Origin of the sequence: Komagataeibacter sp. SM21 (genome assembly GCF_041402665.1) — a bacterium.
Classification (GTDB): domain Bacteria; phylum Pseudomonadota; class Alphaproteobacteria; order Acetobacterales; family Acetobacteraceae; genus Komagataeibacter; species Komagataeibacter saccharivorans.
Window position 1 is genome coordinate 77,251 of the sequence record NZ_JBGLOV010000001.1, and the last position, 16,899, is coordinate 94,149.

The window sequence follows — 16,899 nt, forward strand, 5'->3', positions numbered from 1 at the left end:
GCTGGGGCTGGATCGGGCGCACATGCGCACCTGTCCGCGCGCGCATGTGCCGGTGCCGGGCTTCTTCGTCTTCGACTTATCCGCCCCTGAGCGAGCAGGGCCGGCCCGTGCCGGTGCGCCCAGGGGATTGATCGGGCCGGTCATGCGGTCCGCGAACACGAATTGACAGAGGGGGCACGCAGCCGTGCCACCCGTCCCACATCCGGATATGTCCGAGGTATTACCATGAGCATCGATCATCCCTCCTTTGGCCGTATTGACGCCAGCCGCGTCATCATTTTCGACACCACCCTGCGTGATGGTGAGCAGTCGCCCGGCTTTTCCATGAATCTGGCTGAAAAGCTGCGCATGGCCGAAGCGCTGGAGGAACTGGGCGTGGACGTGATGGAGGCGGGCTTTCCCGTCGCATCGAAGGGGGATTTCGACAGCGTCCACCAGATCGCGCAGAAAGTGAAGAACACCGTCGTATGCGCACTGGCGCGCAGTGGCGGCAAGAACGACATCGCCAGCGCGGGCGAGGCGATCAGGCCCGCGAAGCGTGGGCGTATCCACAACTTCATCTCCACTTCGCCGCTGCACATGAAGTACAAGCTGCGCATGGAGCCGGAAACGGTTCTGGAAGTGATCGAAGCCGGCAACCGTGCGGCCCGGCAGTTCACCGATGACGTGGAATGGTCCGCCGAGGACGGTTCGCGCACCGATCCCGATTTCCTGTGCCGCTGTGTGGAAACCGCCATCCGCGCGGGTGCGACCACCATCAATATCCCCGATACCGTAGGCTATTCCACGCCCGAGGACATGGCCCGCATCTTCAACGACCTGCGTACCCGCGTGCCGGGGGCGGATAAGGTGATTTTCTCCACCCATAACCATAACGATCTGGGGCTGGCGGTCGCCAACACGATCGCGGCACTCGACGCGGGTGCGCGACAGGTGGAATGTACCATCAATGGCATTGGCGAGCGCGCGGGCAACGCGGCGCTGGAAGAAATCATCATGGTGCTGCGCACGCGCCACGACGTGTTGCCCTACACCACGGGCATCCACACCGAACGCCTGCTGCGCACATCGCGCATGCTGTCCACCATTACCGGTTTTGACGTACAGCCCAACAAGGCCATTGTCGGTCGCAACGCCTTCGCGCATGAAAGCGGCATCCATCAGGACGGCATCCTGAAAAATGCCGCCACTTACGAAATCATGACACCCGAAAGCGTGGGCTGGACCCGCTCGTCACTGGTTCTGGGCAAGCATTCGGGCCGTGCGGCCTTCCGCGACAAGCTCAGGGCGATGGGGTACGACAATCTGGAAGAAGCCCAGTTCAACGAGGCGTTCAGCCGCTTCAAGGATCTGGCCGACCGCAAGAAGGTCATCTATGACGAGGATCTGGTCGCACTGGTTGACGATGAAGTGCGCGACCATGCCCGCATCCGCTTCGTGGCGCTGGATGTAACCGCCGGATCACGCCGTCCCGCCACCGCTGATCTGGTGCTGGAAGTCGATGGCAGGCGTGAGGAAGGCCATGCGGAAGGGCAGGGGCCGGTCGATGCCGCCTTCAACGCCATCCGCGCCATCGTTGCCCATGATGCGACCCTGCAACTGTATTCCGTCGGTGCCGTGACCGAGGGCAGCGACGCGCAGGCCCGTACCTCGGTCCGTCTGGAAGAAGGCGGCAAGCTGGTTGACGGTCAGGGCGCGGATGCGGACACGCTGGTTTCCGCCGTGCGGGCCTATGTCCATGCGCTGAACAAGCTGCTGGTCAAGCGCGACCGGGCGGAACCTGCTGCGCTGGATGCCTGATCCCGCGTTCCTTGCGGCATGACCCGTTCATGCATGCAGCGCCCCGGCACGGTATTGCGTGCCGGGGCGTTGTCATTTTCGCGGGATCAGTAGCCGCCATATCCGTCAGGATAGGCGCCCTGCGGATAGCCCGGCTGGCTGTAGCCGTCCGGCTGCTGGGAATAGCCGCCCTGCTGTCCGTAGTAACTGCTGCCCTGCTGGCCGTAATAGCCCTGCTGCTGCGCGGGATAGCTGGGCTGGGCATAGCCCTGTGGGGCTGCGTAACCTGCGGGCGCGGCGCCCGCGGGGGGCGGGCAGCTCTGTGGCGGGTAGCCGGGCGGGAGCACGCGCCCGTCGGGGCAGATGGTGGAAGGCGGGGCATTGCGCGGGCGTCGCGACGGGGTCGTGGCCGCCCCGATGGCCGCACCGCCACCCGCACCGGCCAGTGCGCCTATCGCAGCGCCCGTTCCGCCGCCCGCCAGGCCACCGATCAGCGCCCCGCCACCCGCGCCGATCAGCCCGCCGCCAATGGCGCGTTCGCCGGGGTCGCGGGTGTTCTCGCACGCCCCCAGTCCAAGGCACAGCCCGGCGGCAAGCAGCAATGCCGGGCGAAAGGTGGTTGAGGGAGATGAAGTCTTCATATGGGTCTTTCCCGGTAGCGCGGACGGGGTGGCACGATGACACCCCTGCCGCGTTCATGATACAAGATGGTGCGGCCATGATGGTCTGACCATGACGAAAGCGGGACATTTTGTAATAATCGCTTCGGGCATGAAGATTTTAACAAATTAAAATCGTCTGGCCCCTTGCCCCTGCCTGTCCGCGTCGGTAATCCCTCGAACTTATCCAGACGGTTTTCGACGTAACGCAGGCATGTCATGATGACATGGGTTGCCAGTCGGGATGTGGGACAGTCCTGTCTGGTTTTGATGTTGGGGGTTCTGGATGTTTGCTCGTGTACTGGGTCTGCTTTCCGCTGACATGGCGATCGACCTCGGCACGGCGAATACGCTGGTTTACGTCAAGGGGCGCGGGATCGTCCTGAATGAACCTTCGGTCGTCGCGCTGGCGGAAGTACGGGGCAAGAAACAGGTCCTTGCGGTGGGTGAGGAAGCCAAGCAGATGGTTGGCCGCACCCCCGGCAACATCACTGCCATCCGCCCGCTGCGTGATGGCGTGATCGCTGATTTTGAAGTTGCGGAAGAAATGATCAAGCATTTCATCCGCAAGGTTCACAACCGCCGCATGTTCGCAAGCCCGCTTATCATCGTATGCGTGCCCTCCGGCTCCACCGCCGTTGAACGCCGTGCGATTCAGGAAAGTGCGGAAAGTGCGGGCGCGCGCAAGGTCTTCCTGATCGAGGAACCGATGGCGGCGGCGATCGGCGCGGGCCTGCCGGTGACCGAGCCTTCGGGCAGCATGATTGTCGATATCGGCGGCGGCACGACGGAAGTGGCCGTGATCTCGCTGGGCGGGATCGTGTATGCCCGCTCCGTGCGCGTGGGCGGCGACAAGATGGATGAGGCGATCATTTCCTACATCCGTCGCAACCATAACCTGCTGATTGGCGAAAGCTCGGCCGAACAGATCAAGATCAACCTCGGTTCCGCCATGCCGCCTGATGATCCCGACGATCCGGGGCCCTGGCGGGAGGTCAAGGGCCGTGACCTGATCAACGGCGTCCCGCGCGAAGTCGTTGTCTCGCAGGGGCAGATCGCCGAAAGCCTTGCCGAACCGGTCAGCCAGATCCTTGATGCGGTGACCACGGCGCTGGAAAACACGCCGCCGGAACTCGCGGCCGACATCGTGGACAAGGGGATTGTCCTGACCGGTGGTGGCGCGCTGCTTTACCGTCTGGATGAAGTCCTGCGGCGCGAGACCGGCCTGCCGGTCACGGTGGCGGAGGATGCGCTGTCCTGCGTGGCGATGGGGACGGGGCGCGCGCTTGAGGAAATGAAGCGCCTGCGCAATGTACTGACAAGCATGTACTGACGAACGGGACAGGCGGGCCGCCCGGAACAGGCAGGGGCGGCACGCTGATGGAGGAGACGCAGGACGATGCAGGTCCGGCGATCAGGCAGTATTGGACAACCCGGCAGGCTGGACGTATCTGTCCCGCGTGAAGGGATGGCGTGATGCCTGTTTCCATCCAGTTCCGTCAGGCGCTTGGCAAGCTGGTCCTGCCTGCGCTGATCCTTGTGGCCTTCGGGGTGATCCTGCTGGGCAAGGCGGATCGCACGCTTGTCGAAAAACTGCGCATGCAGACGGCCGACCTGCTGGCCCCAGCCTACCGGATGGTGGAATGGCCGCAGGAAAAGCTGCGCTGGCTTTCGGGCAACCTGCAGGACATCCGTAATCTGGAGGCGGAGAATATCCGCCTGCGTGCCGAGAACACGTCCCTGCGGCACTGGTACGACGTGGCGGCGGCCCTGGCGGACGAAAACGCAACGCTGAAGGCCAACCTGCACTGGATTCCCGATAACGCACCCACTTTCGTCAGTGGTCGGGTGGTGCGTGACACCAGCGGGCTTTATGCGCGCGCCGTCCTTCTTGCGATCAATCCCGATACGTCCGTCCACAAGGGGGGCATCGCCCTTGATGGCGCGGGACTGGTCGGGCGTGTGACCGAAGTGGGCAGGCGTTCGGCCCGCGTGCTGCTGATTACCGATTCGTCCAGCCGCCTGCCCGTAACGCTGGAAGCCAGCCATGCGGCGGCCATCATGGCGGGTGACAATTCCCCCATGCCGCGCATCATCTTCTACCCGCAGGACAACCTGCCCGTTGAAGGCGAGCGTGTCGTCACCAACGGGGAAATCGAAAGCCTGCCCGCCGGCCTGCCGGTGGGGCATGTGCATTACCTGCGTCCCGGCATGCCGGTGGTGGTGCCGGCGGCGGCGCTGGACCATATCGATATCGTGCGTATCTTTGATTATGAGGACAGCGTCGCCCCGCCAGACGCCCCCGGTCGCGTGCCGCTGCCGCCTGTCGGGCGGACGATGGTGCTGCCCTCGCAGTTCCAGATCAATCAGGACAAGGGGCTGCATGGATGAAAACCTTCTCGCCCCCGCCCATCCGTCCGGGCATCCATCCCCGTGCGGGGCTGGGTAACCGGATCGATCATGGCATGCGCAACAGTGTGCCGTGTCTGGTGGTGTTTTTCGTGACACTGGTGCTGTCGGCGCCACTGAACCTGCCCGGGCAGGTGGAACTGATGCCCGCCATCATCATGGCGATGGTGTTCCTGTGGTCGGTCTTTGCACCGGCCCTCATGCCGTCCGTGGCGGTGTTCGTGCTGGGAATATGGGCGGACATCCTCAGCTTCGGTCCGGCGGGTGTCATGCTGCTCATGATGCTGATCGTACATGGCGTTGCGCTGTCGGGACGGTACACGCTGGCACGGGTCAATTTTTTTGTTCTGTGGCTTGTGTTTGCCATGGTGATGGTAGGGGTTACGGCGCTACAATGGGTGCTGTGTTCCGCGCTGGCATTGCATGTTGTGGAGTTTCTGCCTTTTGTTTTCGAGACAGTTCTGTCCGTTGGCAGTTTTCCTGTCCTGTATGCAGGATTCGCGTGGACCTACCGTTTTGTCATCAATAACGCGGACCACTCCTGAAGCGGGTGGAATGGCCTCTCCGTGCCGGATGAGTGAATGACGTTTCGTAAAAAGAAGTCTGGCAACCGGCTGATGTCGCGTCCCGACGAAGGCAAGAACCCTTCGCGGGGCGTGTTCACCCGCCGCGCCCTGCTGCTTATGGCGGCACAGGGGGCCGTGCTGGGCGCGTTGGGGGAACGTCTGTACGGGCTTCAGGTTCGTGACGGCAGCCATTACGCCAGGCTTGCGGAAAACAACCGCCTGAGCAAACGCTTCTTCGCGCCGCCGCGCGGGCGCATTACGGACCGTTTCGGCATTTCGGTCGCGGCCAACCGCATCAACTGGCGCGCGCTCCTGCTGGCGGAAGAAACCAGCGATATTCCCGGCACGCTGGAACGCTTTGCCCAGATCGTGCCGCTGGAACAGCGCGACACCACCCGCATCGAACATGAACTGCGTCACAAGCGGCGGTTCATCCCGATCATGCTGCGTGATTTCCTGTCATGGGATGACATGGCGCGGCTGGAGCTCAACATGCCGTCGCTGCCCGGCGTGCTGATCGATGTCGGGACCACGCGCGTCTACCCCTTCGGGCCGCTCATGGCGCATGTGGTCGGTTACGTGGCGCCCCCGGCCGAAAAGGACGTGGTGCATGATGCCGAACTGGCGCTGCCCGGCATGCGGGTGGGGCGTTCGGGCATCGAACAGACACAGGACACGAACCTGCGCGGGCAGGTCGGGTCCGTGGAAATGGAAGTCAACGCGGTAGGCCGCGTGATGGCCGAACTGGACCGTGATGAAGGACAGGCGGGCGACGAGATCGCGCTGACCATCGACAGCGGCCTCCAGCAGCAGGTGCTCGGCCGCATCGGGGAACAGTCGGCCAGCGCGGTGGTGATGGACTGCCGCAACGGCGAAGTGCTGGCCATGGTCAGCAATCCGTCCTTCGATCCCTCCCTGTTCGATAGTGGTGTCAGTCAGGCGCAGTGGATCGAATGGACCAATAACAGCCAGACGCCCCTTATCAACAAGGCCGTGTCGGGACTGTATCCGCCCGGTTCCACCTTCAAGCCTGCCGTGGCCATGGCGGCGCTGCGCGCGGGGACGCTGTCGCCCAGTGACCGGATCAGTTGTCCCGGCTATATCGATGTGGGCGGCACGCGCTTTCACTGCTGGTCGCGTTGGGGGCACGGGTCGATCAACCTGCGTCAGGGGCTGAAATATTCCTGCGACGTGTTCTTCTACGAAGTCGCGCGGCGCACCGGCATGGATGCCATCGCCGCGACAGCCGAACTGTTCGGTCTGGGCACAAAACTGCCTGAAATCGAACTGCCGCATGTGCGGCAGGGGCTGATCCCCACCCCGGCATGGCGGCGCGCGCATGGCCGGCACTGGAACGGGGGGGATACGATCGTCAGCGGCATCGGACAGGGATTTGTGCAGGTGACGCCACTGCAACTGGCCACCTACGCATCGCGCATTGCCACGGGGCGCAATGTCCAGCCGCATCTCATCCGCTCGGTGGCCGGGCATATGGCCGACCTGACCGACCTTGGTCATGCGCCGGGCATGAGCATGCCGGATCATTTCTTTGCGGACATCCGCGCGGGCATGTTCGCCGTGGTGAACGAGGAAGGGGGAACCGCCCCCAAGGCGCGGCTGGATATTCCCGGCGTACAGATGGCGGGCAAGACCGGATCGGCGCAGGTGCGGCGCGTGTCGCGTGCGCTGCGTGAAAGCGGGCATTTCAATTCCGCCAACCTGCCATGGGAATACCGGCCCCATGCGCTGTTCATCTGCTTTGCGCCCTATGACGCGCCGCGCTATGCCACGGCGGTGGTGATCGAACACGGCAATGCGGGAGCGGATGTGGCCGCCCCCCTTGCGCGTGATATCATGACCGATGTCCTGCGCCGCGATCCGGTCAATCACCGTGAGCCGCCGGGGCAGGAAGTGGCGCAGGCGGAAGTGGACTAAACCACCCGCCCGCAGGCCCCGTATGGGGCTATGGCCGCGTCCGTGCCTGTTGTGGAGAATGGAATGAAATTCCAGAAGCGCCTGCTGCGCGCCGAGCCCAATTTCCAGATCCTGACCAAGCTGTGGCAGATCAACTGGCTGTATGTGCTGCTGATCTGCGCGCTGGCGGTGGTGGGGTACGGGGCGCTGTATTCGGCGGGTGGCGGCACGTCGCGCCCGTTTGCCGGGCCGCAATCCATCCGGTTCTGTTTCGGGCTGGTCATGATGCTGTGTATGGCGCTGATGAGTCCCGCCATTCTGGTACGCATGGCATGGCCCATCTACATCTTTTCGCTGGTCCTGCTGGTGGCGGTGCTTCGGATGGGCCATGTGGGCAAGGGGGCCGAGCGATGGCTGATGCTGGGTGGCATGCAGGTCCAGCCATCGGAACTGGCCAAGATCGCTCTGGTGCTGATGCTGGCGACATGGTTCCACAAAATCAGCTATCGCAGGATGGGCAATCCCCTACGCCTCATTCCCCCGGCACTCATGGTGCTGGTGCCGGTCGCCCTTGTGCTGAAGGAACCCAATCTTGGCACCGCCGTCATTATCGGTACCGTTGGGGCCAGCATGTTTTTCGGCGCGGGCATGCGGCTGTGGCAGATCGCCCTTGTGGTGCTGCCCGTGCCGTTTCTGGCCAGGATTGCATACAGCCACCTGCATGATTACCAGAAGGCCCGCGTCACCACCTTCCTGCACCCCGAAAGCGATCCGCTGGGGGCGGGCTATAATATCATCCAGTCCAAGATTGCGCTGGGTTCAGGCGGGATGTGGGGGCAGGGCTATCTTCAGGGCACGCAGGGGCAACTGAACTTCCTGCCTGAAAAGCAGACAGATTTCATCTTCACCATGATTGCGGAGGAGTGGGGCTTTGTCGGTGGCATCGCCATAATCGGCATGCTGCTGCTGCTGATTTTTGGTGGCATGCTGATCGCCATGCGCAGCCGCAACCAGTTCGGGCGGCTGCTGGGGCTGGGCATTTCCATGAACTTCTTCCTGTACTGTGCGGTCAACCTGTCCATGGTGATGGGGGCGATCCCGGTGGGGGGCGTGCCGCTGCCGCTGATTTCCTATGGGGGGTCGGCCATGCTCATGGTGATGTTCGGGTTCGGGCTGCTTATGTCCGCATGGGTCCATCGGAACGCCACGTTCGGGGAAACCACGGGGGAAGACAGCTGATGGCGGGCATCCTGCCCCCAACGCCCGGCGTCAGCCGTTCCTACCGGCTCAGCACCTATCATGTGCCGGGCCTGCCGGTGATCCGTATCGGGCGCAGGCCGCAGTGGCGGCGTTGCGTGGTGCCGCAGGGGGATATCGTGCTGCTGAGCGCGTGCAATCCCGGCGGCAGGTTGCGTCCCGATGGCTGGAATCACCGGATGATGCAGGCGCTGTCGCAGCATCTGCGCGGGGTGAAGCATGAACTGGGGGAAGGGCGTCTGGGCCGCTGGTCCGAACCGCTTTATGCGGTGCGCGTGCCCTTGGCGCAGGGGCTGCGTCTGGCGCGCCTGTTCCGGCAGAATGCGGTGGTCGTGCTGAATGGTAACCGACCGGCGCGACTGGTCTATCTGGCCTGACACCGCTCGGGGCGTCAGGCCAGAGCCGGGTCAGCCTTCGATCTGGCTGAAATCGGCGATCAGCACCGTCATCCGGCGCAGTTCCGACAGCAGGCGCAGGCGGTTGGCGCGCACGGCGGGATCGTTGTCATTGACCGTCACCACCTCGAAAAACCGGTCGAGGGCCGGGCGCAGCGCCGCCACGTCGCGCATGGCGTCGGCATAGCGTTCCTGCGCGATGGCCTGTTCCACGGCGGGAATGGTTTTTTCCAGTTCCCCGGCCAGTTCCCGCTCTTCAGGCTGGGTGTAGAGCGCGGGGTTGGGCGCGCCCTCATGCGGGCCGTCCTTGCGGTCCTCGATGCGCAGGATGTTGGCCGCGCGCTTGGTGGCGGCCAGCATGTTGCGCCCGTCCTCGGTGGCCAGCATGTCGGCAATGGCGCTGGCGCGGGCCAGCAGGCGCACGATGTCGGTATCGGTATTGCCCACCGACACGGCGGCAAGGATGTCGTGCCGCGCGCCTTCGCCACGCAACTGCACCCGCAGGCGGTCGGCCACGAATTCCGGCAGAACATCCAGATCAGGCGCAAGGCGCAGTTCCTCGGGCAGGCCCTGTGCTGCTTCCCAGAAGACGCGCGCCAGATCAAGCCGCAGCCCGTTTTCGCGGATGATGCGGATAACCCCCAGCGCCGCCCGACGCAGGGCATACGGATCGCCCGACCCGCCGGGCTTTTCACCCACGGCGAAGAAGGCCACCAGCATGTCGATCTTGTCCGCCAGCGCGACCGCGACCGAAACCGGCGCGGTCGGCACGTCATCGTGTGGGCCGCGTGGCATGTAATGTGCGCCGATGGCATCGGCCACCGCATCGTCTTCCCGGTCATGGCGGGCGTAATAGGCCCCCATGATGCCCTGCAGTTCCGGGAATTCGCCCACCATGCCGGTGGTCAGGTCCGCCTTGCACAGCAGGGCCGCGCGTCTGGCCTGCGTTTCATCCGCGCCGGTCATCCGGGCCAGTATGCCCGCCAGACGTTCGATGCGCTGCACGCGCGCACCCTGACTGCCCAGTGCGGCATGGAACACGATCCGGTCCAGCGCGGGTACGCGCTCAGCCAGACGGGTGGCGCGGTCCAGATCCCAGAAATGACGGGCATCGGCAAAACGGGCGCGCAGCACGCGCTCATTGCCCGCAATGGTCAGGCTGCCGCCATCGCTGGGCAGCAGGTTGGCGACAAAGGCAAAACGCGGTGCCGCCGATCCATCCGAATTGCGCAGCGCGAAGTAACGCTGGTTCACCCGCATGGACACCTGCATGACTTCGGGCGGCAGGCTCATGAATTCGTCGTCAATCCGGCCAAGGAAGGGGACCGGCCATTCCGTCAGGCCCGCGACCTCGTCAATCAGGCCGGGATCGGCGGCGACATTCAGACCTTCCTCACCGGCAAGACGGGCGACGCCTTCGGCAACAAGGGTGCGGCGCGCGGCGGCATCCGGTTCCACCTGTCGCGTGCGCAGGCCATCCAGCCAGTCTTTCGTGCTGCTGACGGCAAATGCCCCCGGCGCGGTGAAGCGGTGGCCTTCCGTCAGGTTGCCCGAACGCAGGCCATGGCCGTTATCCTCGCCTTCCGCCAGCGTGAAATCGACGACCTCACCATCAAGGATACAGACGATCCTGCGCAGCGGGCGCACCCATGTAAAGGCGCTGCCAACGCCCCAGCGCATGGATTTGGGCCACGGGAAACGCCTCAGCAGGCCGGGCATGACATCCGCGATCTGCTGGCCGGCGGCCACGGGCGCGATGGTGCGGCGCAGGACCCAGAAGCCGTTTTCCAGCGCCAGCGCATCACGTTCCACGCCATGTTTGCGCATGAAACCGGCCAGCGCCTTCTCGGGTGCGCTTTCACGCGGGCCGCGTTCTTCAACCGTCGCACCCGGCACGGTGGCGTCCACCGTAACGGACAGGGCAATGCGGCGCGGACCGGCAAAGGTCGTGGCGTCGCGCGGGTTCAGCGGGGCCAGCGCCTCGCACACAAGGCGTTCGAGGTCGCTTGCCCCGCGCGCCTGCATGCGGGCGGGAATTTCCTCGGAGAAGAGTTCGATAAGAAGTTCGGGCATGATGGTCTTATTCCTCGCCCGCCAGCCACGCTTCGCAGCAGCGTTTCGCCAGCGCGCGTACGCGGCCGATATAGGATGCGCGTTCGCTGACGCTAATCACGCCGCGCGCATCGAGCAGGTTGAACAGGTGACTGGCCTTCAGGCACTGGTCATAGGCGGGCTGCGCCAGACCGGCCTTTGCAAGGGCCGTGGATTCGTTTTCGGCATCGATGAAGTGGCGGTGCAGCATTTCCACATCCGCCAGTTCGAAATTATGGCGGGAGTAATCCTGTTCCGCGCGCAGGAACACGTCGCCATATTTCAGCCCCTGCCCGTTGAAATCGAGGTCATAGACATTCTCGATTCCCTGCACGTACATCGCAAGGCGTTCCAGACCATAGGTCAGTTCGGTCGAAGGCATGACGGTGGGAATGCCGCCGACCTGCTGGAAATAGGTGAACTGCGTCACCTCCATCCCGTCGCACCAGACTTCCCAGCCCAGACCCCATGCGCCGATGGTCGGGTTTTCCCAGTCATCCTCGACAAAGCGGATGTCGTGTTCCAGCGGATCGATCCCGATGGCGCGGTAGCTGTCCAGCAGCAGTTTCTGGCTTTCCTCCGGCGTGGGCTTGAGGAGGACCTGATACTGGTAATAGTGCTGCAGGCGATTCGGGTTTTCGCCATACCGCCCGTCGGACGGGCGGCGGCAGGGCTGGACATAGGCGGCCTTCCACGGGCGCGATCCCAGCGCGCGCAGCGTGGTATGCGGCGACAGCGTACCCGCCCCCACTTCCGTATCGTAGGGCTGGAGAATGGCGCAGCCCTGATCGGACCAGAACTGGTGCAGTTTCAGGATAAGCCCCTGGAACGACAGCGGGCGTGGGGATGTGGGTGATCGGGGCACGGGGGCCGGGTCCATGAACAAGATGCTCCGGTAAACGGGGACAGGGTATGCACCATCTGGCGCAAAATCGCGCGCCAGCATACCGTTATGCCGCCGCGACCGAAAGGCGGGGCATGGCATAAGGCCAAACCTGTCATGATCTGGCGGTATTTGGCCTTGCGCATCGCCATTGCACGGACCACATCTGCGGGGATACGCTTTTCCCAGCCCAAGGCAGGACAGACAGGATGAACGACCAGGAACGTGATCTGATCACACAGTTTTTCGCGCGGGTGGGGGGGACTGCATCGGGCAGCGTGCCGCAGACGACCTCCCAGCTTCCGCCGATTGACCCGCAGGCCAATCAGTATATCGGGCAGATGTTCCAGAAATATCCTGAAGCCGGTTATCGCGTCACCCAGATGGCGGTGGTGCAGGAAGCCGCCCTGGCTGAAGCGCAGAACCGGATTCGCCAGCTTCAGTGGCAGCTTCAGCAGGCGCAGCAGCAGCTCCAGCAGCAGCAGGCCGCCCCCCAGCAGCCCAGCGGCGGTGGCGGATTCTTCAGTGGCATGTTCGGTGGTGGCCAGCGTGCGCAGGCAGCGCCCCCTCCGGGGTGGGGTGGTGGTGCCGCCCCCACATCCCCGCCGCCGCAGCCGGTCTATCCGCAGGGCATGCAGCCGGGCATGTTCCCCGCCCGCGGCTCGGGCTTTCTGGGTTCGGCCCTGACCACCGCCGCCGGTGTGGCGGGCGGTATGATGGTGGGTAACGCGCTGACGGACCTGTTCAGCGGCCATCATGACGCGGGTGGCTTCGCAGGCGGCATGTCCCAGCCGGGCGAGACCATCATCAACAACAATTACGGTGATGGCGCGGGCGGCGGCGATCCGTTCGCAGGTGGCGGCACGGCTGCCGATTCCGGGTTCGACGCAGGCGGCGATGCGTCCGGCGGGTTTGATGACAGCGGTGGCTTCGATGCGGGTGACGATAACAGCTTCTGATCCGCTGGCGGCTGAAACAGGGAAGGGGGCATCCGTTATGGATGCCCTTTTTCATTTCAGGGGGAGGGGCGATGACCCAGCGGGAATTTCCCCTTGATCTTCCCCAATCCGCCGGATTAGGGCCCGAACCACTGGATGATGGCGCGCTGATCCTGCGTGGCCATGCGTCATCCCATGCGGCGGACATGATTGCGCAGATCCGGCGGATGGCCCGTCAGTCTCCGTTCCGGCGCATGACGACTCCGGGCGGGGGCAGCATGTCCGTTGCCATGACCTGTTGCGGGTTACGGGGCTGGTGCAGTGATGCGTATGGTTACCGGTATGAGGTACGCGATCCCCTGACGGGCCAGCCATGGCCCGCCATGCCGGAGGGGTGGCGGCAGATGGCGGTCGCGGCTGCCGCAATGGCGGGATATGAGGGTTTTGCGCCCGATTCGTGCCTGATTAACGGTTATCGGGTTGGCGCACGCATGGGCCTGCATCAGGATCGTGACGAACGCGCAGACGCACCGGTCGTGTCCCTGTCCTTCGGCTTGCCCGCCATCTTCCTGTGGGGTGGGTTGCTGCGTACGGACCCGTTACGGCGCATTCCCCTGCTGCATGGGGATGTGGTCGTATGGGGCGGGACGACACGGCTGGCATTTCATGGCATCGCGCCATTGCGTAAGGGGGACCATCCCCTGACCGGGCCGTGCCGGTATAACCTGACCTTCCGCCGTACCGCATAGCGGGGGTGGTGGTCAGCGGCCCATTACGGACCGCCGAGCGTTGTGGATCAGGCCGTAAGGGCAGCGGCTTCGCGTGCCCGCTGGGTAATGGCGGCCACATCCGGTGTTCCGGCGGGAACCAGCCACGATCCGCCCACGCACAGAACCGAAGGCAGGCCCAGCCATTCCGAAGCCGTATCCTGACGGATGCCGCCGGTGGGGCAGAAGCGTGCGCGGCCAAAGGGAGCGGAAAGCGCCTTGAGCGCCGGAATGCCGCCCGCTGCCGTGGCGGGGAAAAACTTGAAATGCGTCAGCCCGAGGTCGAGGCCGCGCATGATGTCGCTGGCATTGGCCGTGCCGGGCAGCAGCGGCACATCGGCAGCGGTGGCCGCCCTGGCGACGTCCGTGGTCAGGCCGGGGCTTACGATGAAGCGCGCGCCCGCATCGACCGAACTTTTCAGGTCATCGCCGTTCAGCACGGTTCCGGCACCGACAACGGCCCCTTCAACCTTCGCCATTTCCGCAATCACTTCCAGCGCGCATTCGGTGCGCAGGGTGACTTCCAGCGCGCGCAGGCCCCCTGCAACCAGTGCTTCCGCCACGGGGCGGGCATGGGCGGGATCATGGATGACCAGTACCGGAATAACCGGCGCGATGGTCATGATGTCTTCAATCTGGGCCATGGGCTGGCTCCCTTTCACAACTGTTTGCGGCGCCTGGCCGCCTTACGCGTTCTCTTGTGCGGCCATACGGTCCATGGAGGCAAGGATGGCTGATGCCCCGCGTTCGGGGCTGTCCACGCCGCCGCGCATGAGCGCGAACAGTTCCCGCCCGGTGCCGAACTGTGGTGCGGGCGGACGGGCCGGGGTGCGGTCGGTCCACTGCGCCGCGTCCACCATGGCCTCGATCCGGCCCGTATGGGCGCACACACGCACCATGTCCCCATCGCGCAGCAGGGAAAGCGGGCCGCCGACATAGGCTTCCGGGCCGATATGGATGGCGGCGGGCACCTTGCCGCTGGCCCCCGACATGCGGCCGTCGGTGACAAGGGCCACCTTGTGTCCCCGGTCCTGCAGCACGGCCAGCGTGGGGGTGAGTTTGTGCAGTTCGGGCATGCCGTTGGCGGCCGGTCCCTGAAAGCGCACGACCACCACCACGTCACGATCCAGCTTTCCATCGCGGAAGGCGCGCAGCACGTCCTCCTGATCGTCGAACACTGCCGCCGGGGCTTCGATTGTCCAGCGTTCGGAGGCGACGGCGCTGGTCTTGTAGATGCCCCGCCCCAGATTGCCTTCCATCACCTTCATGCCGCCATCGGCGCGGAAGGGATTGGCGGGCGCGCGCAGGATGCTTTCATCGGTGGACGGGCCTGCCTCTTCCCATACCAGCGCATCGTCACGCATGACCGGGCGGTTGCGATAGGCGGCAAAGCCACCACGCGCCACGGTCAGGATATCGGGATGCAGCAGCCCCGCATCCAGCAGGGAGCCGATCAGGCTGGGCATGCCACCCACGGCGTGGAAGGCGTTCACGTCTTCCGACCCGTTGGGATATACGCGCGTCAGTTGCGGCACGACGGAGGAAAGCCGGTCCAGATCGCTCCAGTCGATCACGATGCCCGCCGCGCGCGCTATGGCGGGCAGGTGGATGGCAAGATTGGTGGACCCGCCCGTCGCCAGCAGGCCCACGGCTGCGTTGACGATGGCGCGTTCATCCACGCACAGGCCCAGCGGACGGTAGTCATCGCCCCGTGCGCCAATCTCGCTCAGGCGGTGGATGGCGGCACGGGTCAGTTCCTGGCGCAGCTTCGTGTTCGGCGGGACGAAGGAGGAACCGGGCAGGTGCAGCCCCATCACTTCCATCAGCATCTGGTTCGTATTCGCCGTGCCGTAGAACGTGCAGGTGCCCGCAGCGTGGTAGGATTCGGATTCCGCATCCATCAGCCTGTCCTTGCCCACCTTGCCTTCGGCGTAAAGCTGGCGGATGCGCTGCTTTTCGCTGTTGGGCAGGCCCGATGGCATGGGGCCGGAGGGGATCAGCAGCGCAGGCAGGTGGCCAAAGCGCAGCGCGCCGATCAGCAGGCCCGGCACGATCTTGTCGCAGATGCCCAGCATGGCCACGCCTTCATACATGCCATGGCTCAGCCCGACGGCGGTGGACAGGGCGATGACATCGCGGCTGAACAGCGAGATTTCCATGCCCGGCTGCCCCTGCGTCACGCCATCGCACATGGCGGGCGTGCCACCGGCCACCTGTGCCGTCCCGCCGACTTCACGCGCGTAAAGCTTGATCTGGTCCGGGTAGCGGCCATAGGGCTGATGGGCGGACAGCATGTCGTTATAGGACGTGATGATGCCCACGTTCATGCCGCGCGCTGCGCGCAGGCCCTGCTTGTCCCCTTCCGACGCCGCGATGGCGTGGGCCAGGTTGCCGCAGGCCAGACGGGGGCGGCTGATGCCGTTTTCACCTTCGCGCGCGATCAGGTCCAGATAGGCGCGGCGACTGCCAGCCGAACGTGTGATGACCCGTTCGGTCACGGCGGTCAGGACGGGATGCAGACTCATGGAATCTCACAGACTTTTCTAGACCCGACCTATGGGAGGGGGCCGGTTCGCAGTCATCGCACGGGCGATGAAGGCGGGTTTGAAAGCGGTCGGAATGTGCGAATGTCGTATGACCGCAAGGCTTGTGGACATCTATTTGAAAAAACACCCATAGATCAAGACATAAAATTATAAAAATAATCACAAAATTATAACTAAATTATGAAAGCGAATGATTTTCGATCAAGAAACGAACAGCCATCACCTGTCAGCGGCTACAGGGGCATGCGCGGGATGGTTCTTCCTTTTTCCTGAAAGGTGGGGCAGAGCCTATAAAAACACCATATTTCATTCCCCTAACAGGAATTCAGGTCACTGGTTCCCGCCCCTGCTGGCGAACACGTCCATCTATTTGGCGCCTGCCTGACAATACCCTTCCGCCGGGGATCATTAAGCGGGATTTCCGGCCTGATCGGGCAGGGATGGCGGTACGGTGTTCGGTTTTTGTGGGCGTTTCAGCCAGAAGACTGCCGTCGCGCGAACACGGCAGGGCATGCGCGTGCCTGTTGATGCGCGCATCGCGGTTCGCAGGAGGATTTAGCGAACATTTCCCGGTCGAAGGTTCTGTCCGTTACCGCACCATGACCGTTAAGCCCTGGCGGGACTGTGCAACAGATTCAGGGGCCGTTCAGAAACGCGGCCAACCCTTCAGGGGAGTATTTTATGGGGGGAACAGG

Annotated in this window: 14 protein-coding genes; 9 read left to right on the forward strand and 5 right to left on the reverse strand. The window is 64.1% G+C overall.

Annotated features, from left to right (window positions below):
- Nucleotides 1-225 precede the first annotated feature (225 nt).
- A complete protein-coding gene (locus tag ACBR42_RS00335; protein WP_102324719.1) occupies nt 226-1,800 on the forward strand; it encodes a 2-isopropylmalate synthase in 1,575 nt (524 codons plus the stop codon).
- Nucleotides 1,801-1,886: 86 nt separating this feature from the next.
- Here the strand turns inward: ACBR42_RS00335 and ACBR42_RS00340 are convergent, their stop codons facing one another.
- Nucleotides 1,887-2,420 (reverse strand): hypothetical protein, encoded by a 534-nt coding sequence (locus ACBR42_RS00340; protein WP_102324718.1) that lies wholly within the window; start codon nt 2,418-2,420, stop codon nt 1,887-1,889.
- Between the two features lie 304 nt (nt 2,421-2,724).
- Here ACBR42_RS00340 and ACBR42_RS00345 point away from each other — a divergent pair, with 304 nt between their 5' ends.
- The 6 genes from ACBR42_RS00345 (at nt 2,725) to ACBR42_RS00370 (ending at nt 8,961) form a co-directional block, all read left to right on the forward strand.
- On the forward strand, nt 2,725-3,771 hold the full coding sequence (locus ACBR42_RS00345; RefSeq protein ID WP_102324717.1) for a rod shape-determining protein: 1,047 nt from the start codon (nt 2,725-2,727) through the stop codon (nt 3,769-3,771).
- Nucleotides 3,772-3,914: 143 nt separating this feature from the next.
- Nucleotides 3,915-4,829 (forward strand): rod shape-determining protein MreC, encoded by a 915-nt coding sequence (gene mreC, locus ACBR42_RS00350; RefSeq protein WP_102324716.1) that lies wholly within the window; start codon nt 3,915-3,917, stop codon nt 4,827-4,829.
- The gene (locus tag ACBR42_RS00355) at nt 4,826-5,392 is read left to right on the forward strand and encodes a rod shape-determining protein (protein WP_102324715.1); all 567 of its coding nucleotides are present in this window, start codon (nt 4,826-4,828) and stop codon (nt 5,390-5,392) included. Before mreC ends, ACBR42_RS00355 begins: the two co-directional genes overlap by 4 nt.
- 36 nt (nt 5,393-5,428) lie before the next feature.
- The gene (gene mrdA, locus ACBR42_RS00360; RefSeq protein WP_102324714.1) at nt 5,429-7,348 is read left to right on the forward strand and encodes a penicillin-binding protein 2; all 1,920 of its coding nucleotides are present in this window, start codon (nt 5,429-5,431) and stop codon (nt 7,346-7,348) included.
- A gap of 63 nt (nt 7,349-7,411) precedes the next feature.
- The gene (gene rodA / locus ACBR42_RS00365; protein WP_132305562.1) at nt 7,412-8,566 is read left to right on the forward strand and encodes a rod shape-determining protein RodA; all 1,155 of its coding nucleotides are present in this window, start codon (nt 7,412-7,414) and stop codon (nt 8,564-8,566) included.
- Nucleotides 8,566-8,961, forward strand: a complete 396-nt coding sequence (locus ACBR42_RS00370; protein WP_371207020.1) for a DUF3293 domain-containing protein — start codon at nt 8,566-8,568, stop codon at nt 8,959-8,961. The genes rodA and ACBR42_RS00370 overlap by 1 nt, the downstream gene beginning before the upstream one ends.
- Before the next feature lie 30 nt (nt 8,962-8,991).
- Here the strand turns inward: ACBR42_RS00370 and glyS are convergent, their stop codons facing one another.
- A complete protein-coding gene (gene glyS, locus ACBR42_RS00375) occupies nt 8,992-11,052 on the reverse strand; it encodes a glycine--tRNA ligase subunit beta (protein ID WP_371207021.1) in 2,061 nt (686 codons plus the stop codon).
- Nucleotides 11,053-11,059: 7 nt separating this feature from the next.
- A complete protein-coding gene (locus ACBR42_RS00380; protein WP_102324853.1) occupies nt 11,060-11,950 on the reverse strand; it encodes a glycine--tRNA ligase subunit alpha in 891 nt (296 codons plus the stop codon).
- 212 nt (nt 11,951-12,162) lie between these two features.
- Here ACBR42_RS00380 and ACBR42_RS00385 point away from each other — a divergent pair, with 212 nt between their 5' ends.
- Nucleotides 12,163-12,912 (forward strand): DUF2076 domain-containing protein, encoded by a 750-nt coding sequence (locus ACBR42_RS00385; RefSeq protein ID WP_371207022.1) that lies wholly within the window; start codon nt 12,163-12,165, stop codon nt 12,910-12,912.
- 71 nt (nt 12,913-12,983) lie between these two features.
- On the forward strand, nt 12,984-13,640 hold the full coding sequence (alkB, locus tag ACBR42_RS00390; RefSeq protein ID WP_371207023.1) for a DNA oxidative demethylase AlkB: 657 nt from the start codon (nt 12,984-12,986) through the stop codon (nt 13,638-13,640).
- Nucleotides 13,641-13,687: 47 nt separating this feature from the next.
- Here the strand turns inward: alkB and eda are convergent, their stop codons facing one another.
- Together eda and edd are read right to left on the reverse strand one after the other, a co-directional pair.
- Nucleotides 13,688-14,302 (reverse strand): bifunctional 4-hydroxy-2-oxoglutarate aldolase/2-dehydro-3-deoxy-phosphogluconate aldolase, encoded by a 615-nt coding sequence (gene eda, locus ACBR42_RS00395; protein WP_102324709.1) that lies wholly within the window; start codon nt 14,300-14,302, stop codon nt 13,688-13,690.
- A 42-nt stretch (nt 14,303-14,344) separates the two neighbouring features.
- Nucleotides 14,345-16,183 (reverse strand): phosphogluconate dehydratase, encoded by a 1,839-nt coding sequence (edd, locus tag ACBR42_RS00400; RefSeq protein WP_118962497.1) that lies wholly within the window; start codon nt 16,181-16,183, stop codon nt 14,345-14,347.
- Nucleotides 16,184-16,899 lie beyond the last annotated feature (716 nt).